24 protein-coding genes are annotated in these 21,529 nt (G+C 71.0%); 16 read left to right on the forward strand and 8 right to left on the reverse strand.

The window, feature by feature from the left end:
• From disA to OIE40_RS01195, 3 genes are all read right to left on the reverse strand, one after another.
• Entirely contained in the window at positions 1-1,050 is a 1,050-nt protein-coding gene (disA, locus tag OIE40_RS01185; protein ID WP_264699009.1) for a DNA integrity scanning diadenylate cyclase DisA, read from the reverse strand.
• Between the two features lie 58 nt (positions 1,051-1,108).
• Entirely contained in the window at positions 1,109-2,527 is a 1,419-nt protein-coding gene (gene radA / locus OIE40_RS01190) for a DNA repair protein RadA (RefSeq protein WP_264699011.1), read from the reverse strand.
• Positions 2,528-2,592: 65 nt separating this feature from the next.
• Positions 2,593-3,228, reverse strand: a complete 636-nt coding sequence (locus OIE40_RS01195; protein ID WP_264699013.1) for a VOC family protein — start codon at positions 3,226-3,228, stop codon at positions 2,593-2,595.
• A 167-nt stretch (positions 3,229-3,395) separates the two neighbouring features.
• Here OIE40_RS01195 and OIE40_RS01200 point away from each other — a divergent pair, with 167 nt between their 5' ends.
• Positions 3,396-4,205 carry a sugar phosphate isomerase/epimerase family protein gene (locus OIE40_RS01200; protein ID WP_264699015.1) on the forward strand — a complete coding sequence of 270 codons (810 nt, stop codon included), beginning with the start codon at positions 3,396-3,398 and terminating at the stop codon, positions 4,203-4,205.
• 8 nt (positions 4,206-4,213) lie between these two features.
• Positions 4,214-4,990, forward strand: a complete 777-nt coding sequence (locus tag OIE40_RS01205) for a CPBP family intramembrane glutamic endopeptidase (protein ID WP_264700645.1) — start codon at positions 4,214-4,216, stop codon at positions 4,988-4,990.
• On the opposite strand, the gene OIE40_RS01210 is transcribed toward OIE40_RS01205, so the two are convergent.
• Positions 4,972-5,610 (reverse strand): M23 family metallopeptidase, encoded by a 639-nt coding sequence (locus OIE40_RS01210; protein ID WP_264699016.1) that lies wholly within the window; start codon positions 5,608-5,610, stop codon positions 4,972-4,974. The genes OIE40_RS01205 and OIE40_RS01210 overlap by 19 nt on opposite strands.
• Positions 5,611-5,717: 107 nt before the next feature.
• Here OIE40_RS01210 and OIE40_RS01215 point away from each other — a divergent pair, with 107 nt between their 5' ends.
• The 14 genes from OIE40_RS01215 (at position 5,718) to OIE40_RS01280 (ending at position 17,698) form a co-directional block, all read left to right on the forward strand.
• Positions 5,718-6,749: an aspartate-semialdehyde dehydrogenase gene (locus OIE40_RS01215; RefSeq protein ID WP_264700647.1), complete on the forward strand. Its 1,032-nt coding sequence runs from the start codon at positions 5,718-5,720 to the stop codon at positions 6,747-6,749.
• Positions 6,746-7,543 (forward strand): pyrroline-5-carboxylate reductase, encoded by a 798-nt coding sequence (gene proC, locus OIE40_RS01220; protein ID WP_264699018.1) that lies wholly within the window; start codon positions 6,746-6,748, stop codon positions 7,541-7,543. Before OIE40_RS01215 ends, proC begins: the two co-directional genes overlap by 4 nt.
• A gap of 121 nt (positions 7,544-7,664) precedes the next feature.
• Positions 7,665-7,868, forward strand: coding sequence for a helix-turn-helix domain-containing protein (locus tag OIE40_RS01225; RefSeq protein ID WP_264699020.1), 204 nt, complete (start codon positions 7,665-7,667; stop codon positions 7,866-7,868).
• Positions 7,869-7,999: 131 nt separating this feature from the next.
• On the forward strand, positions 8,000-8,101 hold the full coding sequence (locus OIE40_RS01230; RefSeq protein ID WP_002550589.1) for a 30S ribosomal protein bS22: 102 nt from the start codon (positions 8,000-8,002) through the stop codon (positions 8,099-8,101).
• Positions 8,102-8,117: 16 nt separating this feature from the next.
• The gene (locus tag OIE40_RS01235; protein ID WP_264699162.1) at positions 8,118-8,360 is read left to right on the forward strand and encodes a glutaredoxin family protein; all 243 of its coding nucleotides are present in this window, start codon (positions 8,118-8,120) and stop codon (positions 8,358-8,360) included.
• Entirely contained in the window at positions 8,357-8,779 is a 423-nt protein-coding gene (locus OIE40_RS01240; protein ID WP_264699164.1) for an SRPBCC family protein, read from the forward strand. Before OIE40_RS01235 ends, OIE40_RS01240 begins: the two co-directional genes overlap by 4 nt.
• A gap of 72 nt (positions 8,780-8,851) precedes the next feature.
• Complete coding sequence (locus OIE40_RS01245; protein ID WP_264699165.1) at positions 8,852-9,505, forward strand: histidine phosphatase family protein; 654 nt, start codon at positions 8,852-8,854, stop codon at positions 9,503-9,505.
• Entirely contained in the window at positions 9,502-10,065 is a 564-nt protein-coding gene (locus OIE40_RS01250; protein ID WP_413774456.1) for a TlpA family protein disulfide reductase, read from the forward strand. Before OIE40_RS01245 ends, OIE40_RS01250 begins: the two co-directional genes overlap by 4 nt.
• Positions 10,066-10,112: 47 nt before the next feature.
• A complete protein-coding gene (locus OIE40_RS01255; protein ID WP_264700649.1) occupies positions 10,113-10,823 on the forward strand; it encodes a cytochrome c biogenesis CcdA family protein in 711 nt (236 codons plus the stop codon).
• Positions 10,823-12,415, forward strand: a complete 1,593-nt coding sequence (gene resB / locus OIE40_RS01260) for a cytochrome c biogenesis protein ResB (protein WP_264699169.1) — start codon at positions 10,823-10,825, stop codon at positions 12,413-12,415. Before OIE40_RS01255 ends, resB begins: the two co-directional genes overlap by 1 nt.
• Positions 12,412-13,386: a c-type cytochrome biogenesis protein CcsB gene (ccsB, locus tag OIE40_RS01265; protein ID WP_413774457.1), complete on the forward strand. Its 975-nt coding sequence runs from the start codon at positions 12,412-12,414 to the stop codon at positions 13,384-13,386. The genes resB and ccsB overlap by 4 nt, the downstream gene beginning before the upstream one ends.
• Before the next feature lie 82 nt (positions 13,387-13,468).
• Positions 13,469-15,040 carry an AMP-binding protein gene (locus OIE40_RS01270; RefSeq protein WP_264699173.1) on the forward strand — a complete coding sequence of 524 codons (1,572 nt, stop codon included), beginning with the start codon at positions 13,469-13,471 and terminating at the stop codon, positions 15,038-15,040.
• A 67-nt stretch (positions 15,041-15,107) separates the two neighbouring features.
• Positions 15,108-16,493 (forward strand): mycothione reductase, encoded by a 1,386-nt coding sequence (locus OIE40_RS01275; RefSeq protein ID WP_264699175.1) that lies wholly within the window; start codon positions 15,108-15,110, stop codon positions 16,491-16,493.
• Entirely contained in the window at positions 16,490-17,698 is a 1,209-nt protein-coding gene (locus OIE40_RS01280) for a glycoside hydrolase family 3 N-terminal domain-containing protein (protein ID WP_264699177.1), read from the forward strand. The genes OIE40_RS01275 and OIE40_RS01280 overlap by 4 nt, the downstream gene beginning before the upstream one ends.
• 7 nt (positions 17,699-17,705) lie before the next feature.
• On the opposite strand, the gene OIE40_RS01285 is transcribed toward OIE40_RS01280, so the two are convergent.
• Genes OIE40_RS01285 through pstC form a run of 4 tightly spaced genes read right to left on the reverse strand, consistent with a single transcriptional unit; the run spans position 17,706 to position 21,476 of the window.
• Positions 17,706-18,584 carry a DUF2510 domain-containing protein gene (locus OIE40_RS01285; RefSeq protein ID WP_264699179.1) on the reverse strand — a complete coding sequence of 293 codons (879 nt, stop codon included), beginning with the start codon at positions 18,582-18,584 and terminating at the stop codon, positions 17,706-17,708.
• A 43-nt stretch (positions 18,585-18,627) separates the two neighbouring features.
• On the reverse strand, positions 18,628-19,407 hold the full coding sequence (gene pstB / locus OIE40_RS01290; RefSeq protein WP_264699182.1) for a phosphate ABC transporter ATP-binding protein PstB: 780 nt from the start codon (positions 19,405-19,407) through the stop codon (positions 18,628-18,630).
• Between the two features lie 15 nt (positions 19,408-19,422).
• Complete coding sequence (gene pstA, locus OIE40_RS01295; protein ID WP_264699185.1) at positions 19,423-20,487, reverse strand: phosphate ABC transporter permease PstA; 1,065 nt, start codon at positions 20,485-20,487, stop codon at positions 19,423-19,425.
• Positions 20,487-21,476, reverse strand: a complete 990-nt coding sequence (gene pstC, locus OIE40_RS01300) for a phosphate ABC transporter permease subunit PstC (RefSeq protein ID WP_413774444.1) — start codon at positions 21,474-21,476, stop codon at positions 20,487-20,489. The genes pstA and pstC overlap by 1 nt, the downstream gene beginning before the upstream one ends.
• Positions 21,477-21,529: the final 53 nt, after the last annotated feature.

Below are 21,529 nucleotides of genomic sequence, written 5' to 3' on the forward strand. Positions count from 1 at the left end.
TCAGCCGAGCCGCTCGGCGTAGGCCGATTCGGTGAGCCGGACGAGGCCCTCGCGCACGGTGCGAGCGATGCCGTAGTCGACGCCCTCGACCGCCAGCAGGTCGGCGGTGCTCGCCCCGAACAAGCCCTGCAGGTTGCCGAAGTGGCCCACCAGCGAGTCGGCGACCGAGCTGGGCAGCCGGCCGATCAGTGCCAGCTGGCGGTGCCCGCGGGGTGCCAGCTTCCTGCTCACCTGGGTGCCCAGGCCGCAGGCCTGCGCGATCAGCTCGGCGTGGGCGAGGTCGTCGGTGTCCAGGGTGGAGAGTCGAGCGAACCGCAGGCCGGCCTCGTCGGTGCTGTAGTCGCGCTCGAGCTGGACGGCGAGCTCGTCCAGACCCGAGATCAGCTCCTGCAACTGCAACCGCACCAGCCGGCCGTCGCTGCCCAACTCGACGGTGTAGCCGTTCAGCTCCTTGCGCAGCCGGTGCATCATCTCCAGCCGCTGAGCGATCAGGGTGATGTCGGCCACGGTCACCGAATCCTGCACCTCGGCCGCCGACAGCCTGGCGACGGCAGCCGACAGGCGTTCGGCGTAGCGGGCCAGGGTGGCCAGCGCCTGGTTGGCACGGGGCAGCAACTGTTCGGGACGCTGCACCACCCAGCGTCGGTTGTCGATGAACAGCGAGATGGTCGACATCGACGCCGAGACCGTCGTGGTCGGGACGCCGGTCTGTCGGGCCACCCGGTCGGCCGTCCGGTGCCGGGTGCCGGTCTCGGCGGTCTCCACCGCCGCGTCCGGCATCAGTTGCACCGCGGCGTACAGAATGCGGTCGAGGTCGTTGTCGAGCACGATCGCGCCGTCCATCTTGGCCAGTTCGCGCAGCGCGGTGGGACTGAACGGGACGTCGATGGCGAAGCCGCCGGTGATCAGCGCCTGCAGCCTTGCGTTGCTGCCCAGCGTGACCAGTGCGCCGGTGCGGCCCAGCACGATGCGGTCCAGGCCGTCGCGCACGGCCGTGCCGGGTGCGATCAGGGCAAGCGCCCGGTTGAGGCGGTTCGACGGGACGCTCACGGGGGACCTCTTGCGACATGGGGGCGGCGGCGGGATCTGCCACAGACTACCCCGGTGGTCAGCCGGCGGGGTCGGGGCCGGCAAGCCGCAGCCTGGGTGGCCCGGTGTACTCCTTCTTGCGGGTCGGGCGCAGGCCCAGCAAGTCGACGGCCGCATCGGCCGAGGCCACCTCGACCACCTTCATGCCGTCGGGGCGGGCGGTGACGCCCGGCGGCACGATGGCCAGGGTGAACCCCAGCCTGCGCGCCTCGGCGAGCCGGCGCTCGAGGCCGGCCACCGGCCGCAATTCGCCGGACAGGCCGACCTCGCCCAGGGCGATCACCGGCCGGTGGTAGGTGCGCTCGACGGCCGCGGACGCGACCGCGAGCGCCACGGCCAGGTCGGCGGCCGGGTCGGCCAGTTTGGCGCCGCCCACCGTCGAGACGTAGGCCTCCTTGTTGTGCAGGCGGACGCCGGCCTTGCGCTGCAACACGGCCAGGATCACCGACACCCGGCCCGACTCCAGACCGTGGGTGACCCGGCGCGGCACCTGGGCGGCGGAGGGAGCGACCAGGGCCTGCACCTCGCTGAGCAGCGGACGCCGCCCCTGCAGGGTGACGGTCAGCGCCGTGCCCGGCACCGGTTCGGCGCGGGCGGAGGCGAACAGCCGGCTCGGGTCGACGACCTCGCGGATGCCGCTCTCGGTCATCTCGAAACAGCCCACCTCGTCGGCCGGGCCGAAGCGGTTCTTGGTGGCCCGGACCAGTCGCAGCCCGCTGTGCCTGTCGCCCTCGAACGACAGCACCACGTCGACCAGGTGCTCCAGCAGCCGGGGCCCGGCGACCGTGCCCTCCTTGGTGACGTGGCCGACCAGCAGCACCGGCAGCCGGCGGGCCTTGGCGACCCGGACCAGCGCGTTGGTGACCTCGCGCACCTGGGCCACCCCGCCACTGACCCCGTCGCTGCCGCCGACCGTCACCGCCTGCACCGAGTCGAGCACCAGCAGCCGCGGCTCGACCTGCTCGATCTGGGCGAGGATCGCGCCCAGATCGGTCTCGGCGGCCAGGTACAGCTCGTCGGCCAGGGCGCCGATGCGGCCCGCACGCAGCCGCACCTGGGCGGCCGACTCTTCAGCCGAGACGTACAGGGTGCGGCCCGAACCGGACGCCCAGCGGCCGGCCACGTCGAGCAGCAGGGTTGACTTGCCGACACCCGGTTCACCGGCGAGCAGCACCACGGCGCCCGCGACCAGGCCCTCGCCGAGCACCCGGTCGAGTTCGGCGACCCCCGTCGGGGTGGACGCCGCCTCGGCCACCGGCACCTGGCCGATCGGCCGCGCGGGATGCGTCGGTGCCTCGCGTGCCCCGCCGGGGCGGCTCGCCACAGGGGTGTGCGGAGCCATCGAGCCCCAGCTCTGGCATTGGGTGCAGCGCCCGACCCAGCGGGCGCTCGTCCAGCCGCACTCGGAGCACCGGTGGGCGACAGCGGTCTTGGCCATGCTCCGCAGGCTAGGGGGCGGCCCCGACAGTTCCGGACGCCCCGCGCCGGGGGCGTCCGCCCGGGTCAGATCCGGACCAGGCCGTTGGGCGTGTTGAAGGTGGCCGCGACCAGGCCGGGCTGGCCGTTGGGGGCCGTGAAGCGAATGTTGATGCCGTCGAAGGCGCCGTCGACCTCTGCGCCGATCCAGGCCTCGACCCGCTCCTCGTTGCCCGAGATCTCGAGCTCGGCCAGTTGCAGGTCGCCGTGCAGCGCCTTGGGCAGCACCGACTCGTCGCTGGTCCACCTGATGAAATACGGCAGTTGCGGGTCGGCGATCAGTCCCTTGACCCCGATCTGCTGCCATTCCAGCAGCCGGCCGTCGGGGAAGTGCCGCGAGCCGATCACGGCCTCGCGACCCAGCCGGATCTCGTAGGGGGCGAGGTCGGGCACCGACACGACCCAGCCCAGCCAGCCGCCGCCCATCTCGGAGCGTGCCCGGACGGCCTGACCGAACGGGGCCTTCTCGGCGGCGGGGTGCTCGAGCACCTCGACCACTTCGAGATAACGGTCGTCGGCCAGCGGCAGAATGTTGTTGCGGGTGCCGAAGCGGGGGTGGAAGCCGCCGTCGCGGAACTTGGCGCCGAGCAGGTCACCCAGTCTCTCGACCTCAGCCTTGAGACCGTCCGGACCAGCCGCGAACGTCAAGTGATCGACATGCATACCGACATTCTGACCGGCGGGGCCCGCCGATGCGAAATCGGGCCCTGCGGGAGGCCCGGCCCTGCCGTCGCGCGTCACGAAACGGTTACGGCGAGGAAATATGACGTGTCAGATGATGACCGTCAGCCTTGCCCGGCCGGCTGGCGCTCGCCCCTATGATTGCCGGTGTGAGTGACTCCGGGAGCGACGTCAAGGTCGCCCTGTCGACGTCCTCGGTCTACCCCGAGAGCACCGCCGCCGGCTTCGAGATCGCCAGCCTGCTCGGCTACGACGGCGTCGAGTTGATGGTCGGCATCGATCCGCTCGCGGCCGACGTGGACGCCGTGGAGCGCCTGCGTGACTATCACCAGATGCCGGTGGTGTCGGTGCACGCGCCCTGCCTGCTGATCACCCAGCGGGTCTGGGGGACCGATCCCTGGGTCAAGCTCGAGCGGGCCACCGAGGCGGCCAACCAACTGGACGCCGACCTGGTCGTGGTGCATCCGCCGTTCCGGTGGCAACGCAGCTACGCAACCAGGTTCGTCGAGGGCGTGCGCGAGCTGGCCGACCGCAGTGGGGTGCGGATCGCGGTGGAGAACATGTTCCCGTGGCGGGCGCCGGGTGGCGGCGACTTCAAGGCCTACCGGCCGAGTTGGGACCCGACCGACCTCGACTACGACCACCTCACGCTCGACCTGTCCCACGCCGCCACCGCCCGGCAGGATTCGCTCGAGTTGGTCCGCCGGTGGGACGACCGGCTGGCTCACGTCCACCTCACCGACGGCAACGGCTCGGCCAAGGACGAGCACCTGCTGCCCGGTCAGGGCAACCAGCGGGCCGATGAGGTGCTGGAGGAGTTGTCCCGACGCGGCTACGCGGGCCACGTCGTCCTGGAGGTGAACACCAACGACGCTGACCGGGGCGGCCGCGAGGAGGCGCTGGACACAGCGCTGGCGTTCGCGCGGCGACACCTGAACCAGGTGAAGGGGGCCGCGTGAGCGAACCGGTGCCCGTCGCCGAGCCGGCCCCGCCGGCCCCGCCGGCGTGCCGGCCGCGGTGGGGTTGGGAGGTCCTGCTGGTCCTCGGGGTGTCCCTCGGCCAGTCCGCGGTGTACTCGATCCTGTCGATCGCCGAGAAGCTCAGCCGGCCCGAGCCGCTCGGCCAGCAGACCACCACCATCAACTCCTCGGTGACCCCGGACCGACCGTGGCTCGACCTGTCCTACCAGCTGGCCGGCGTCGTCTTCCCGCTGGTGCCGGCCCTGCTGGCGCTGTACCTGCTGCGGCTGACCGGCGACCGGGACCGGATCGGCTTCGACCTGCGCCGGCCGTGGCAGGACCTCGGCTGGGGCTTCGCGATCGCGGCCGGCATCGGCATTCCCGGACTGGGGCTCTACTTCGCCGCCCGGGCGTTCGGGCTCAACACCAACGTGCAGCCGGCGAACCTGGCGGAGAACTGGTGGACGATCCCGGTACTGGTCGGACTGGCGGTGATGAACGGGGTGCTCGAAGAGGTGGTGATCGTCGGCTACTGGTTCACCCGGATGGCCCAGTGCGGCTGGACGACGGCGGCCGTGCTGATCGGCTCGGCGGTGATCCGTGGTTCGTACCACCTCTACCAGGGGTTCGGCGGCTTCGTCGGCAACCTGGTGATGGGCCTGGTTTTCGGCTGGCTCTACCTGCGCTACAAACGGGTCGGCCCACTGGTGGCGGCGCACATCATCCTCGACCTGTTCGCCTTCGTCGGCTACTCCCTGATCGCCCCCTACGTCGACTGGCTCTGAGGGCGGGAGCGTCCCTCGACCACCTGGCCGTTGCGGGGGAGGGCGCCGGCGAAGGTGACCGGCACCGCCCGGGCGCGAACGGGGTCGGGGTGGTCGAAGGCCTGCAGGTGCACGTGCGGCTCGGTGCTGTTGCCGGAGTTGCCGCACAGGCCCACCGGATCGCCGGCCTCGACCCGTTGCCCGGGTTCGACCAGCAGGCTGCCCCACCGCAGGTGGCACAACGCGACCACCACGCCCGCCTGCTCGATCAGCACGTGGTTGCCGGCCAGGGCCGGCCAGCCCGCCGCGGCCCGGCGGCGCTGACCCAGCGCGTAGCCGAGTGAGGGCAGCCCCCGGTGGGCGTGGTGATCGGGCTCGGCCGCGTGCGCACTCACCACCAGCCCGCCGACCGGCGCGAGCAGTGGCCGTCCGAAGCCGCGGAACTGTTCCGGCGGCTGCGGGCGCAGCAGCGCGCGCAGGCCGAGGGGAGTCCCGCGACCGGCGGCGTCCAGCGGCACGAAGTCGATCGCGTACGAACTGGCGAACAGCGAGGTGCCGTGGCTGGGCACCCGGTTGGCCGGGCTGTTACGGACCAGCCAGCGGCCGGTGAACGGGAAGTCCAGGTCGAGCGTGGCGGGCACGGCCCCATTCTCGCGCGCCCCACCACCCCTCGCTCGCCAACCTTGACGAGCGGTCGGTGACCGGGCCAGCGGGACGGGGCAGGGCCCGGGCGGTCGGCACCGATAGGCTGACCCTCATGCGTGTGGGAGTTTTCGGTGCCACCGGCACCGTCGGCAATGTGATGCGATCGTTGCTCGTCGAGCGGGATTTCCCGATCGAGTCGATCCGGTTCTTCTCCTCGGCCCGGTCGGCCGGCAGGAGCCTCGACTTCAAGGGCACCCCGATCACCGTCGAGGACACCGCCACCGCCGACTTCGACGGCCTCGACATCGCGCTGATGAGTGCCGGCGCCACCATGTCGCGCGAGTACGCGCCCAAGGTGGCCGCCGCCGGCGCCGTGGTGGTCGACAACTCCAGCGCCTGGCGCAAGGACCCCGACGTGCCGCTGGTGGTCAGCGAGGTCAACCCCGAGGACGCCATCGACCCGGCCAAGGGGATCATCGCCAACCCCAACTGCACCACCATGGCGGCCATGCCGGTGCTCAAGCCGCTGCACGACGCGGCGGGGCTGCAGCGCCTGGTGATCGCCACCTATCAGGCCGTGTCCGGCTCGGGTGTGAAGGGCATCGCCGCGCTGCTGACCCAGTCGCAGGACACCCACGATCCCTCCGCACTCGCCCTGCACGGACGCCTCGACGAGGTCGCCGACCCCTCGCCCTACCTGGCCCCGATCGCGTTCAACGTGGTGCCGGTGGCCGGTTCGGTCGTCGACGACGGTACGGCCGAGACCGACGAGGAGCAGAAGCTGCGCAACGAGTCGCGCAAGATCCTGCACCTGCCCGACCTGGCCGTGGCGGGCACCTGCGTGCGGGTCCCCGTCTTCACCGGGCACTCGCTGGTGGTGCACGCCGAGTTCGCCGAGGAGTTGAGCCCGCACCGGGCTCGGGGCATCCTGTCGACCGCGCCCGGCGTGGCGCTCGCCGACGTCCCGACCCCGCGGCTGGCGGCCGGCGCCGACCCGTCGTTCGTCGGCCGCATCCGCACCGACCAGTCGGTGCCGGACGGACGCGGCATCGTGCTGTTCGTCAGCAGCGACAACCTGCGCAAGGGCGCCGCCCTGAACGCCGTGCAGGTCGCCGAACTGGTGGCGGCGCGATGACCCGGTTGGCGGTGATCGGCGCCGGCGTGATGGGCGAGGCGCTGGTCAGTGGGCTGCTGAAGGGCGGTTGGGCGGCCGACGACATCGTGGTGGCCGACCGGCGTGACTTCCGCCGCACCGAGATGACCGCCGCCCACGGCATCCCCACCACCGCCACCAACGCCGAGGCCGCGGCCGAGGCGGACACGGTGATTCTGGTGGTCAAGCCGCAGGACGTCGGGGCGGTGCTGCCCGAGATCGCACCCGTGCTGCGGCCGCACACCCTGGTGGTGTCGCTGTGCGCAGGGGTGACCACCGAGAAGCTGGAGAGCCACCTGCCCGAGGGCACCGCCGTCGTCCGGGTGATGCCGAACACGCCGGCGCTGGTCGGTGAGGGGATGGCCGCGGTCTCCGGCGGGCGCTCGGCGTCCCCGGCCGATCTCGACCACGCGCTCGAACTGATGTCCGCGCTGGGCCGGGCGATCACCGTGCCCGAGGCCTATCAGGACGCCGTCACGGCGATCTCCGGGTCGGGGCCGGCGTACCTGTTCTTCGTCGTCGAGGCCATGATCGACGCCGGTGTGATGCTGGGCCTGCCCCGCGACATCTCGACCACCCTGGTCAACCAGACGATGTTCGGTTCGGCCAAGCTGCTGGTCGAGTCCGGGCAGCATCCGACGGTGCTGCGCGAGCAGGTCACCTCGCCCGGCGGTACCACGGCCGCGGCGTTGCGGCAGCTCGAGGACCACCGCGTCAAGGCGGCCTTCCTGACCGCCATCGAGGCCGCCCGGGACCGCAGCAGGGCACTCGCCTGACCCCGGCGTGGCCCCCTTTGCGCGCGGGCTGCGGCCGGCCACCGGGTGGGGTATGGTGGCCCGCACATCAGCGTCGACCGGGGTTGGCGCCGTGCACTTTCCGGCCCAGAGAAGAGTTCCGATGACCGACTCGCCCGTCCCGTTGTCAGCGATCAAGTTCCTCAAGGTCACCGAGGTCGCCACGCTGTTGCGGGTCTCGCGGATGAGCGTCTACCGGCTGATCCATTCCGGGGAACTCGAGGCGGTGCGGTTCGGGCGAAGCTTCCGCGTACCCGAGCACGCGGTCAACGCCTACCTGCAACAGTCCTTCTACGACGCGGGCTGATGACGTCGGCGCCGAGAACCGGGGGCAATTCGCACTCGGTGTGGGGCACTCGGTAAGCTTGCCCGGTTGGCTGGCTCGCCCAGCCGTCGTCCGCGGGTCAATCCCGCACGTAATCAGCGAGAGGTCAGCACGTGGGTTCGGTCATCAAGAAGCGTCGCAAGCGGATGGCGAAGAAGAAGCACCGCAAGCTTCTGAAGAAGACGCGCATCCAGCGTCGTCGCGCCGGTAAGTAGCCAACCGGTCCGCGCCATGATGACCACTGCCCGGGTGCAGGTCATCGTGCGCGACGGCTGTCACCTCTGCGTCGACGCCGTCGAAATCGCCCGTCGGGTCTGCGCCGAAGCCGGCGCCACGTTCACGACCCTCGACGTGGACGCCGACCCTGCCCTGGCCACGCACACCGACCATGTGCCGGTGACGTTGGTGGACGGCGTCCGGCTGGCGATCTGGTTCCTCGACGAGCGGCAGTTGCGCGCCGCGCTGGCACGATGACGCGCTCGGTCACCATAACGGCCCCGGTCGCCGCCCCCGTGCTGTTCGACTACCTGACCGATCCGCGTCGGCGTCCGCAGTGGCAGGCCAGCCTGCTTGCCGTGGACCATCTCAGCGGGGACGGCTCACCCGGCACGCGCTGGACCGACGTGACCGCGGTCGGGGCCCGCCCGCACCTGTGGGTGTCGGCGTCCGAGCCGCCGCAGAGTTGGACGGAGCAGGGCCGCTGGCGCGGACTGCGTGCCGTGCTGCGGCTCGACTTCGTCGCCGCGTCGCAATCGTCCAGCGTGCTGGTCGCCACCTTCGCCCTGACCGGACGCGGCCCGTGGCGTCCGCTCGCCGCGGCGCTCGAACTGCTGGCACCGGCGGCCATCGCCGCCGACCTGCGCCGCGGGGTGCGGCTCGCGGCCACCGGCTGAACGCCCTGGCCGGGGGCGTCTGCGGCGTCCCGTATTGTTGGAGGCCGAGCAAGCGAAAGGCCCAGCCAACCCATGCAATCGGTCGTTCACCTGGTCCGCCACGGGCAGGTTCACAACCCTGACGGCATTCTCTACGGACGGCTCCCCGGGTACGGGCTGAGTGAGGTCGGCCGGGCGATGGCGCAGCGGCTCGGCGAGTACTTCGCCGACGCCGAGTTGACCCACCTGCGCTGCTCACCGCTGCAGCGGGCCCGGGAGACGATGGCGCCGATCGCCGAGCGGCACCCCGAGCTCGAGATCGTCACCGACGAGCGGGTGATCGAGGCGGCCAACTACTTCGAGGGCAGCAACTTCGGCCGCTTCAACGAGAAGCTGCTGCTGCCCACCAACCTGTGGCAGCTGCGCAACCCGCTCCAGCCCTCCTGGGGCGAGCCCTACACCTCGATCGTGGCGCGGGTGCGCGAGGCGATGGGCGACGCCGCCCGGGCCGCCGGCGACGGGGGCCAGGCGCTGATCGTGATGCACGAACTGCCGATCTGGATCTCCCGGCTGGCCGCCGAGGGGCGTCCGCTGGTGCACGACCCGCGCAAGCGGCAGTGCCGGCTGGCCAGCGTCACCTCCTTCACCCTGATCGACGACCGCATCGTCGCCGTCGACTACGCCGAGCCGGCCGCCGACCTGGTGCCGCCGAAGAAGTCCCGAGTGCTGTTCCGCCCCGGATCCTGATGCGCCGGTTCGTCTGCCTGCTCGTCGCCCTGCTGCTGCCGGCCCTGGCCGGCTGCACCGGTTCGACGTCGAGCGGTGGCGGCTACGTCAGCGGAGACGGCTCGATCACCCGGGTGCCGATCGACCAGCGGACGGCCGCGCCGCCGATCGAGGGCACCACGCTGGACGGAAAGGCCTGGAGCAGCAGTTCCGTTGACGACGGCAGGGTGATCGTCTACAACGTGTGGGGGTCGTGGTGCCCGCCGTGCGTCAAGGAGGCCCCGGCCCTGGCCGCAGCCGCCGAGCGGACGACGAAGACGGCCCAGTTCGTCGGGCTCAACACCCGCGACTCCGGCATCGCCCAGGCCCAGGCGTTCGTCCGCGACTTCAAGATCTCCTACCCCAACCTGTACGACCCCTCAGGCGCCCTCGTGCTCGCCTTCTCGGGGCAGCTGCCGTTGAGCGCCATTCCGTCCACGGTGGTGGTGGACGCGCAGGGGCGGATCGCTGCCCGGGTGCTGGGCGAGACCACCGAGGCCACCCTGGTGGGCCTGATCGAGGACGTCGCGGCGGGCCGATGATCGTGCTGGAGATCGGGGACTGGGCCCGGGAGGCTGTCGGCGGCTCGATGCTGCTGGCCCTACCGGTCGCCGTGCTGGCCGGGCTGGTGTCGTTCTTCTCGCCGTGCGTGCTGCCGCTGCTGCCCGGCTACCTGTCCTACGCCTCCGGGCTGAGCTCGGCCCAGCTGGCCGACGGCTCCCGACGCGGCCGGGTGCTGGCCGGCACCTCGCTGTTCGTGCTCGGCTTCGCCGTCGTCTTCGTCTCCGGCGGCGCGCTGTTCGGCTCGCTCGGCACCCAGTTGATGCTGTGGCGCCGCGAGCTGACCGTCATCGGTGGCGTGCTGGCGATCGTGCTCGGCCTGGTGTTCGCCGGCTGGGTGCCGTTCGCCAACCGGACGGTGCGGCTCAACCTGCGGCCCCGGGTGGGGCTGGCCGCGGCGCCGCTGCTCGGCATCGTGTTCGCCCTCGGCTGGACGCCGTGCATCGGTCCCGCGCTGCAGGTGGTGCTCACCCTGGCCCTCAACGAGGCGACCGCCGTCCGGGGCGCGCTGCTCGCCCTCGCCTATGCGCTCGGGCTCGGCCTGCCCTTCCTGGTCGCCGGCCTGGCGCTGGACCGGTTCGGCACCGCGATCGGCTGGGTCCGCCGGCACCACCGGGCACTGCAGGTCTTCGGCGGGGTGCTGATGGTCGGGGTCGGCGTGCTGCTGCTCACCGGCTGGTGGGATGCGCTGATGGGCGTGCTGCGGCAGTGGGCGTCCGCCTTCGGGACGGTGATCTGATGGCGGAGAGAACCCGGCGTCCCGGGACCCTGCGCGGCGCGGAGACGCTGCGCTGGCTCTGGACGCAGCTGACCTCGATGCGCACCGCCCTGGTGTTGCTGTTCGCCCTGGCGCTGGCCGCCATTCCCGGTTCGCTGCTGCCGCAGCGGCCCACCTCGCCGGTGCGGGTGCGGGAGTTCATCACCGACAATCCGCAGCTGGGGCCGATCTACGACGCCGTGGGCCTGTTCGACGTGTACGCCTCGCCGTGGTTCGCCGCGATCTACCTGCTGCTGTTCGTCTCGCTGGTCGGCTGCATCATTCCCCGGGTCGGGGTCTACGCACGAGGACTGCGTGCCCAGCCGCCGACCACCCCACGCAATCTGGCGCGGCTGCCGGCGCACCTGGACGCGCCGGCGTCCGACGACCCGTCGACGGTGCTGGACGCCGCCGAGCGCGAGCTGCGCAGGCGACGGTTCCGGGTCCGCCGGCTGGACGATTCGGTGAGCGCCGAGCGCGGCTACCTGCGCGAACTGGGCAACCTGGTCTTCCACTGCTCGCTGGTGTTCCTGCTGTCCGGGGTGGCCGTGGGCAGCCTCTTCGGCTACAAGGGCACGGTCGCGGTCGTCGAGGGCCAGTCGTTCAGCAACACCCTCACCCAGTTCGACGACTTCTCCTCCGGCGGGCTGTTCAGTCCCCAACAGCTGGTGCCGTTCACGGTCAAACTGGACAGCTTCGAGGCCAAGTTCGAGACCGGGCCGGTGCAGCGTGGCGCCGCGCGGGTGTTCCGGGCGCACACCACGACCACCATCGACGGCGCCAGCACCGACGGCCTGCTCGAGGTGAACCATCCGCTCAGCCTCGGCGACAGCGTGGTGCACCTGGTCGGGCACGGGTACGCCGTCGACGTCACGGTGAAGGACGCCAACGGCGACGTCGCCTTCACGGGGCCGGTGATCCTGCTGCCGCAGGACGGCAACTTCCTGTCCGTCGGGGTGGTCAAGGCGCCGTTCGCCCGCCCGGAGCGGCTGGCGTTCGAGGCGCTGTTCCTGCCCACGGCGGTGGACACCGACTCGGGTGGCGCGTCCGCCTTCCCCGACGCGCTCAACCCGGCCCTGCTGCTCAACGCCTGGCACGGACCGCCGAAGGAGGCGACCGGCGAGCCGGAGAACGTCTACTCGCTGAACACCGTCGGACTGACTCAGTTCACCACCGACGACGGCGACAAGTTGCGCTTCACGCTGGTGCCCGGGCAGAGCTACACCCTGCCCGACGGTTCGACGATCGAGTTCCACGACTGGAAGCGCTGGGTGAGCCTGCAGGTCTCCTCCACGCCGGGGCTGTGGCTGGTGTTCGCGTCGGTGCTGGTCGCCGTGACCGGGCTGTGCCTGTCGCTGTTCATCCGTCCCCGCCGGCTGTGGGTGCGGGCCGGGGCCGGTGGCGTCGAGGTGGCCGGACTGGACCGCACCGAGGGCCGCGGTGGGCTGCAGGACGAGGTGCGCTCGCTGGCCGAGGCGCTGGAGCTCGCCGTGACCGACGAACCCGTGGACGAGGGGGTTGCGCAGTCGCCCCCGGGCGGCGCAGGCTCACCGCAGGAGGACGAGGAGGACTGATGGCCGAGTACTGGTCGAACCTGGCGATGGTGACCTCGGTGGTGGTCTACCTGCTTGCCCTGGGTGCGTTCGCCGCCGAGTGGGCCGCCGCCCGCAAGCTGGAGCCCGAGGTGGTGCCGGCCGGCGTGCTGGTCGCCAGCGGCGGCGAGGAGGTGATCGGCGACGCGCCGGCGCCCGAGGTCGCCGCGCCGACCTCGAAGGCGCCGGACGACACCGCGACCCGCATCCGGGTGGACATGTTCGGCCGGATGGGGCTGGCCCTGACGCTGATCGGCTGGGCGTCGCACCTGGCCGGGGTGGTGATGCGCGGGGTGGCGGGCAACCGGTTTCCATGGGGCAACATGTACGAGTTCGTCACGGCGGCGATGCTGTTCATCGTCACGATCTTCCTGGTGCTCGCCTTCCGCGGGGTGCGGTGGCTGGGCCTTCCGGTGACGCTGCTCGCCGTGATCGGCCAGGGGCTGGCGGTCACGGTCTTCTACGTGGCCGTGGCGCCGCTGGTGCCTGCGCTGCACTCGGTGTGGTTCGTCATCCACATCGTCGCCGCCGCGGTCGCCGGGGCGGCATTCAACGTGGGTGGCCTGCTGTCGATCCTGTACCTGCTGAAGAGCCGGGCGGTGCGCCGCGAAAAGGTGCGCGGCTACCTGGCCAAGCTGCCCTCGCCGACCCGGATCGACGAGTTGGCCTACCGCTTCCACGCCTTTGCCTTCCCGCTGTGGACGTTCGCCATCGCCGCCGGTTCGGTATGGGCCGAGTACGCCTGGGGACGGTTCTGGGGCTGGGACCCCAAGGAGACCTGGTCGCTGGTCACCTGGGTGGTCTACGCCGGCTACCTGCACGCCCGGGCCACCGCCGGCTGGCGGGGCAGGCGGGCCGCGGTGGTGGCCATCGTCGGCCTGGCCTGCTTCTGGTTCAACTTCGTCGGCATCAACCTGCTGGTCTCGGGCCTGCACTCCTACGCCGGCATCTGAGTCGCCGGAAGCCTTCCGTCGCAGGGTGCGATGGCTAGCCTGACGCCCACGATCCCCGCCAGTGCCGTCGATGGAGTCCCACATGCCGAGCCCGGAAGCCCTTGTCGTCCCCAACGTCACCGTCTACGACAGCCTGTTCGCCGACCTCACCGAAGCGGACGCCGACCGCGTCGCCATGGTCAACGGCGCCAATGGGGTCGAGGTGACCTTCGGCCAACTGCGTGAACGGGTCGACGCCTTCGCCGGCTGGCTGGCCGTGCAGGGCATCGGGCCGGGCGACGTCGTCGGCCTGCTGGCGCCCAACGGTGCCGCGTTCGCCATCGCCTTCCACGGCATCCTCGCCGCCGGCGCGACCGCCACCACGATCAACGCCCTGTACACCCCGGCCCAGATCACCAACCAACTGCGGGACGCGTCCGCCGTGGCGGTGGTGACCGTTTCGCAGCTGCTGCCCGGTGTCGAGGTGGCCGCCGCCGAGCTCGGCATCCCGGCCGGGCGGGTGGTGGTCATCGACGGTGCCGAGGGCCACCCGTCGGCCTCCGAGATCCTGGCCGCCGGCCATCCGCGGCCCGAGCTCGACCTCGACCCCGCGACCCGGCTGGCCGTGCTGCCGTACAGCTCGGGCACCACCGGCTACCCGAAGGGGGTGATGCTCACCCACCGCAACCTGGTCGCCAACGTCGCCCAGTGCCAGCCGATCGGGGTGACCGGCGACGACGTGGTGCTGGCGGTGTTGCCCTTCTTCCACATCTACGGAATGACGGTGCTGCTCAACTACGCGCTGCAGCGGCGGGCCCGGCTGGTCACGATGGCCCGCTTCGACCTGGCCGAGTTCCTCCGGATCATCGAGCGGCACCGCACCACGTGGGTGTTCATCGCGCCGCCGATCGCGGTGGCGCTGGCCAAGCACCCGGCCGTGGACGCCGTGGACACCTCCGCGGTCAAGGTGGTGTTCTCGGGCGCCGCCCCGCTCGATGCGGCGCTCGCCGACGCGGTGGCGAAACGCCTGGGCTGCGTGGTGGCGCAGGGTTACGGGATGACCGAGACCTCGCCGGTCACCCACGTGATCGACTGGCGCGACGCGTCCATCGACCGCTCCTCGATCGGGACTCCCGTGCCGGGAACGCAGGCCAGGGTCGTGGACGCCGACGGCAACGACGTGGCGGTACCGCCGGAGGGCCCGAGTGAACGCGGTGAGCTGTGGATCCGCGGCCCGCAGGTGATGACCGGGTACCTCAACGACCCTGAGGCCACGGCGGCCACCCTGGACGCCGATGGCTGGCTGCACACCGGTGACCTGGCCACGGTGGACGCCCTGGGCATCTACCGCATCGTCGACCGGCTCAAGGAGCTGATCAAGTACCGCGGCTACCAGGTGCCGCCGGCGGTGCTGGAATCGGTGCTGCTGCAGCACCCCGACGTGGCGGACGCCGCGGCGGTCGGGGCGCTCGACGACGACGGGCAGGAGTTCCCCAAGGCGTTCGTCGTGCGGCGTCCGGGCAGCGAGGTGAGCGCCGAGGACGTGATGGCCTTCGTCGCCGAGCGGGTGGCACCGCACGAGAAGGTGCGGGCGGTGGAGTTCATCGAGGCGGTGCCCAAGTCGGCCTCCGGCAAGATCCTGCGCCGCGAGCTGAAGGACGCCCACGGCGCCTGAGGTCCAGCGCCGGCGGCGAGGTGGGGTCGTCACCGCAGCGTCATCGGAGAGTGCAAGAATCGGCCCCATGCGGCATTTCGACCTGTGCGTGATCGGCTCCGGCTCGGGCAACTCGATCATCGACGACCAGTTCAGCGACCAGCAGGTCGCGCTGGTCGACAAGGGCGAACGGTTCGGCGGTACCTGCCTCAACGTGGGCTGCATCCCGACCAAGATGTTCGTCCACCCGGCCGACCTGGCCGCGTCGGTCGACCACGCGCGGGCCCTCGGCGTCGACCTCACCCTCGACGGCGTCCACTGGGCCGCCGTCCGCGACCGCATCTTCGGCCGGATCGACCCGATCAGCGAGGCCGGCGAGCAGTGGCGCGAGCACAACGAGAACGTCACCCTGTTCCGTGAACCGGCCCGGTTCACCGGCCCCAGGCAGTTGCTGGTCGGCGACGAGACGATCACCGCCGAGAAGTTCGTCATCGCGGCCGGGTCGCGGCCGCAGTTCCCCCCGATCGCAGGTCTGGACGACCCGGCGGTCGCCGACCGGGTGCACACCTCCGACGACGTGATGCGGCTGGACCACCTGCCCGCTTCGCTGGTGATCATCGGCGGCGGCTTCGTGTCAGCCGAGTTCGCACACATCTTCAGCGCGTTCGGCACCGACGTCACCGTCCTGCAGCGTTCGGACGTGATGCTGCGCAAGGAGGACGCCGACATCGCCGCCGCCTTCACCGAGCAACTGGCCCGGCGGGTCAACGTGCGGCTGCGGCAGGAGGTCATCGGCATCGAGCCGACCGGCCGCGACACGGTGCTGGTCGAGAGCGTGGACCCCGACGGCATCCACTACGACTTCGAGGCCGAACAGGTGCTGGTCGCCCTTGGCCGCATCCCCAACGGCGACCTGCTCGACCTGCCGGCCACCGGCGTCGCCGTCGACGCCGACGGCCTGGTCGTCGTCGACGAGTACCAGCAGACGAGCGTGAAGGGCATCTTCGCCCTCGGCGACGTGTGCTCACCCGCGCAGCTCAAGCACGTCGCCAACCACGAGGCCCGCGTCGTGCAGCACAACCTGCTGCACCCCAGGCGGATGACCGCCGCCGACCACCGGTTCATCCCGCACGCGGTGTTCAGCGACCCGCAGATCGCCTCGGTCGGGCTCACCGAGCAGCAGGCCATGCAGCGCAAGGCCAGCTACGTGGTGGCCCGGCAGGACTACTCCGGTGTCGCCTACGGTTGGGCGATGGAGAACACCGACAGCTTCTGCAAGCTGATCGCCGACCCGCGCACCAAGCAGCTGCTCGGCGCGCACATCATCGGGCCCGAGGCGTCCACCCTCCTCCAGCCGCTGATCCAGGCGATGTCGTTCGGGCTGAAGGCCCCCGACATGGCCCGCGGCCAGTACTGGATCCACCCGGCGCTCACCGAGGTGGTCGAGAACGCGCTATTGGCGCTCAAGTTGTGAAGCGTCTGGCCGCGGCCATCGCCGCCGTCACCCTGCTCGCCGGCTGCACGTCCGGGGCGCCGGCCGTGTCGGTCACCCCGCCCCCGGTCGTCTCCAGCCCCGCAACGACAGCCGGCCCGGGCGCCCCCACGCCGAGCCCCACGCCCTCGGCGTCCACGACGGCCCCGCCGTCGGTCGCCGAATGTGCCGCCACCGTGGTCGACGGGCTGAGCCTGCGCGAGCGGGTGGGGCTGACCGTGATGGTCGGGGTGACCGGCGCGTCGAGTTCCGAGTTGAGCGTGCTGCGCTCGCAGCGGATCGGATCGGTGATCCTGATGGGGCAGCACACCGACGGGGTCGCCGGAGTGAGGCGGCTGACCGCTCGGCTCGCCCTCGACGACCTGCCCACCCCGCTGCTGATCTCGGTCGACCAGGAGGGTGGGGTCGTCCAGCGGCTCAAGGGCACCGGTTTCAGCACGATTCCGTCGGCGGTCGTGCAGGCGGGGTTGAGTGACGCCACGTTGCGTTCACGGGCGGCCCGCTGGGGCAGACAACTCGCCTCAGCGGGGGTGGGCTGGACGTTGGCCCCGGTCGCCGATACGGTGCCGGCCGACATGACCAGCCGCAACGAGCCGATCGGGGTGCTCGAGCGCGGCTACGGGTCGACCCCCGGCACGGTGGCGGACAAGGTGACCGCCTTCGTCCAGGGCATGCACGATTCGGGCGTCGCGACCTCGGCGAAACACTTCCCGGGCATCGGCAGGGTGGTCGGCAACACCGACTTCACCGCGGGCGTGAAGGACACCGTCACCCGCTCCGACGACCCCTACCTGCAGCCGTTCGCGGCGGCGGTCGAGGCCGGCGCGCCCAGCATCATGGTCTCCACCGTCACCTACACCAGGATCGACGCCCGGCATCCGGCGGTGTTCTCCCCGACGGTGATCGGTCTGCTGCGCGACCAGCTCGGCTTCGACGGCGTGGTCATCTCCGACGACCTGGGCGCAGCGAAGTCGATGGCGTCGGTGCCGGCCGACGAGCGGGGCGTCGGCTTCATCGAGGCCGGCGGCGACATCGCGATGACGGTCACCCCCGGACTCGCCGACGACTTCGCCGCGGGCATCCGCCGGGCCGCGAGGGACGACCCCGCGATCGCCGATCAGGTCCGGGCGGCAGCCACCAGGGTGGTCGCGATGAAGATCGACGCCGGTCTGCTGCCCTGCCGCTGATCGCGGCTCAGCCGTCGACCTTGAGGCCCTTCATTGCCGCACGGGCGTCCGGCACGAGCTCGGCGGCGGTGTCGGGGATCGAGGCGTAGAAGATGCTGGACGCCGCATCCGAGGTGGCGACGATCAGGATGATGGCCAGCTCGCCCTTGGTCTGCAGGCCGGGGATGTCGAAGGTCAGGTGCGTCTCGACCAGCCAGGCGTCCTTGCCGTCGATGGTGCTGGCCTTGTTGACCTGGTCGTCGCGGACGACCTCGGCGTCGTCGTAGAAGACACCCATGATGCACTTGACCACGATCTCGGAGCCCTGCTGCGGGCTGAAGAAGCCGTCCCCGGCGACGAGTTCGCCGACCAGCACCGACGCCACCCAGTTCGAGCCGGGCTTGTAGTTCTGTTCGATGGTCACCGTCTGAGTGAGCACGTCGCGGCCGAACGGGACGCGGTCCTCGACCTGCGGGCTGCTCCACGGGCTGCCCAGTTGCGGGTAGGAGAGCCGGCCGCCGTGCACCCGGCCGTCGTTGGGTGCGGCCTCGGGGCTGACCGTGGTGGCCACCTGTTTGGGGCACACGTTCTGGGTGGGGTTCGAGCCAGGGTCGTTTCCGCCGCCGAAGATGCCGCCGAGCCCGCGAATCGCGAACCAGGCGATCACGCCCAGCACGAGCACGACGGCGGCGATGCCCAGCCACCAGCCGACCGGGGTGCGGCGCTGCTGCGGCTGGTTGGGGTGCCAGCCGGGTTGCCCACCGGGCCGTTGCGGGGTGCCCAGGCCACCGGCCGGGGGCGCCTGGGTGGGGTTGTTCGTTATGGACGCCGACCAGGAGGACCCGGTCCAGTACCGGTACATTCCCGGTTGGCCGCCCGGATCCGGATACCACCCTGCGCTGCTCACGCCGCCGATTCTAGCCAGGGCCGGGAATCGGGCCCGGGGTCGCTCAGCCGAAGCGTCCGGTGATGTAGTCCTCGGTGGCCTGCACGTCGGGGGTGGAGAAGATCTTCTCGGTCGGCCCCATCTCGACCAGCTTGCCGGGCGCGCCGGTGCCGGCGATGTTGAAGAAGGCGGTCTCGTCCGAGACCCGGGCGGCCTGCTGCATGTTGTGGGTGACGATGACGATCGTGTAGGTCTCCTTGAGCTCCTGCACCAGGTCCTCGACGGCCAGCGTCGAGATCGGGTCGAGGGCGGAGCAGGGCTCGTCCATCAGCAGAACCTCGGGTTGCATGGCGATCGCCCGGGCGATGCACAGCCGCTGTTGCTGGCCGCCCGAGAGCCCCGAGCCGGGCCGGTCGAGCCGGTTCTTGACCTCCTCCCACAGGTTGGCGCCGCGCAGCGAGCGCTCCAGCAACTCGTCGGCCTCCCTGGCCTTCATCCGCTGCGCGTTCAGCCGGTAGCCGGCGAGCACGTTGTCCTTGATCGACATTGTGGGGAACGGGTTGGGACGCTGGAACACCATGCCGACCTGCCGCCGCACGTTGACCGGGTCGACGCCGTTGCCGTACAGGTTGTGGCCGTCGAGCAGCACGTCGCCCTCGACGTGGGCGCCGGGGATCACCTCGTGCATCCGGTTCAGGGTGCGCAGGAAGGTCGACTTGCCGCAGCCGGACGGGCCGATGAAGGCCGTCACCGAACGCGGCTGAATGGTCATGGTGACGTCCTCGACGGCCTTGAACGTGCCGTAGTAGCAGTTGAGGTCGGTGACCTCGATCCTCTTGGACATGCGAGGGACTCCTTGTCAGCGCCCGGTCTTCGGGCTGAAGCGGTTGGCGATGAAGCGGCCCAGCAGGTTGAGCACCATGACCAGCACGATCAGGGTCAGGGCACCGGCCCAGGCCCGCTCGTTGTAGAAGATGCGGTCCACGCCGGGGTGCGCGTACTGGTCGTAGACGAACACCGGCAGCGTCATCATCGGGTTGGCGAACGGGTTGGTGTTGATCGAGTTGGTGAAGCCGGCGGCGATCATCAGCGGTGCCGTCTCGCCGATGATCCGGGCGATCGACAAGATGACGCCCGAGACGATGCCGGACACCGCGGTCGGCAGCACCACCGAGGTGATCGTGCGCCACTTCGGCACACCCAACGCGTAGGACGCCTCCCGCAGCTCGTTGGGGACGATCCGCAGCAACTCCTCGGTGGCACGCACCACGATCGGGATCATCAGCACCGACAGGGCCAGTGACCCGGCGAAGCCGTTGATGGTGCCGGGGCCGAACACGATCGCCATCAGCGCATAGGCGAACAGGCCGGCCACGATGGAGGGGATGCCGGTCATCACGTCGACGAAGAACGTGATGCCGCGGGCGAGCGCGCCGCGTCCGTACTCAACCAGGTAGATGGCCGTCATCAGTCCGATGGGCACCGAGATCAGCGTCGCGATGCCGGTCACGTACAACGTCCCGTACAGGGCGTGGGCGGCGCCGCCGCCGTCCCCGATCACGTTGCGCATCGACCAGGTGAACAACGTGACGTCGAAGCGGGGCAGGCCCTGCGACAGGGTCTCCCACAGCAGCGACAGCAGTGGCAGCAGGGCGAGCAGGAAGGCGCCGGTGACCAAGTTGGTGGCGAGCCGGTCGGCAGCGGCGCGGCGTCCTTGGACGACGCGGGCCACCAGATAGGCCACCGGAAGGAAGATCACGGCGCCGAGGAAGGCGGTGGTTCCCGGGTCGAAACCGCCCAGGAGGGAGGCATCGATCATTCCAGCCACCAGCAGGCTGCCCGCCAGCGCCACCCAGGTGGTGTAGCCGGGCAACTGCCCGGCGGTCAGCGGATCGGCGTTGCGGGTGGTGGTCGCGGTGCTCATCAGTTGGCCCCCGAGAATTCCTTGTAGCGGGAGATGATCAGCCGGGCTCCGGCGTTGACCAGCAGGGTGATCACGAACAGCACCAGGCCGCCGGCGATCAACTGGTTGGTCTTCAGGCCGTAGGCCTCGGGGAAGTTCTGGGCGATGACGGCGGCGATGGTGTTGGGGTTCTGCGAGGTGAGGATCTGGAAGTGCACGACCGCGGCGCCCGAGAGCACCATGGCGACCGCCATCGTCTCGCCGAGTGCCCGGCCCAGACCGAGCATGACGGCGCTGATGATGCCGGCCCGGGCGAATGGCAGCACCGCCATCGTGATCATCTCCCAGCGGGTCGCGCCCAGCGCGAGCGCCGCCTCCTCGTGCAGCATCGGGGTCTGCAGGAAGACCTCCCGGGACAGCGAGGTGATGATCGGCAGAATCATCACCGCCAGCACGATCGCGGCGGTGAGCAGCGTCCGGCCGGTGCCGGACGGCTGGCCGGCGAAGAACGGGATCCAGCCCAGGTAGGTGTTCAGCCACAGGTACAGCGGCTGCACGGCGGGGGCCAGCACGATGCTGCCCCACAGGCCGAAGACCACCGACGGCACCGCCGCCAGCAGGTCGATCACGTAGCCCAGACCGGCGGCCAGCCGGCGCGGCGCGTAGTGGGAGATGAACAGGGCGATGCCGATCGACACCGGCACCGCCATCAGCAGCGCCCAGAACGACGCCCACACGGTGCCCCAGGCGAACGGCAGGATCCAGGACAGGAACGGGCCGTAGCCCTGCGCCTGCAGCACCTCGGGTGAGGTGGTCAGCGCTGGGAAGGCCTGCATCAGCAGGAAGCCGGCGACCGCGGCGAGGATGACCAGGATCGCAACGCCCGAGCCGGTCGAGAGCCCGCTGAACACGCGGTCGCCTAGTCGCCGCAGCGGACGGCCGGGACCGCCGGGCCGCTCGGGCGAGGGGCTGGGGGTCACCTCCTGGGTGGACTGCGTCACGGTTGCCATCTTTCGCTCACTCTTGGTGGGAGGCTAGAGGATCGGGACCATCCAGCGCCCGC

Source organism: Micropruina sonneratiae, assembly GCF_025972045.1.
GTDB classification, from domain to species: Bacteria; Actinomycetota; Actinomycetes; order Propionibacteriales; family Propionibacteriaceae; genus Micropruina; species Micropruina sonneratiae.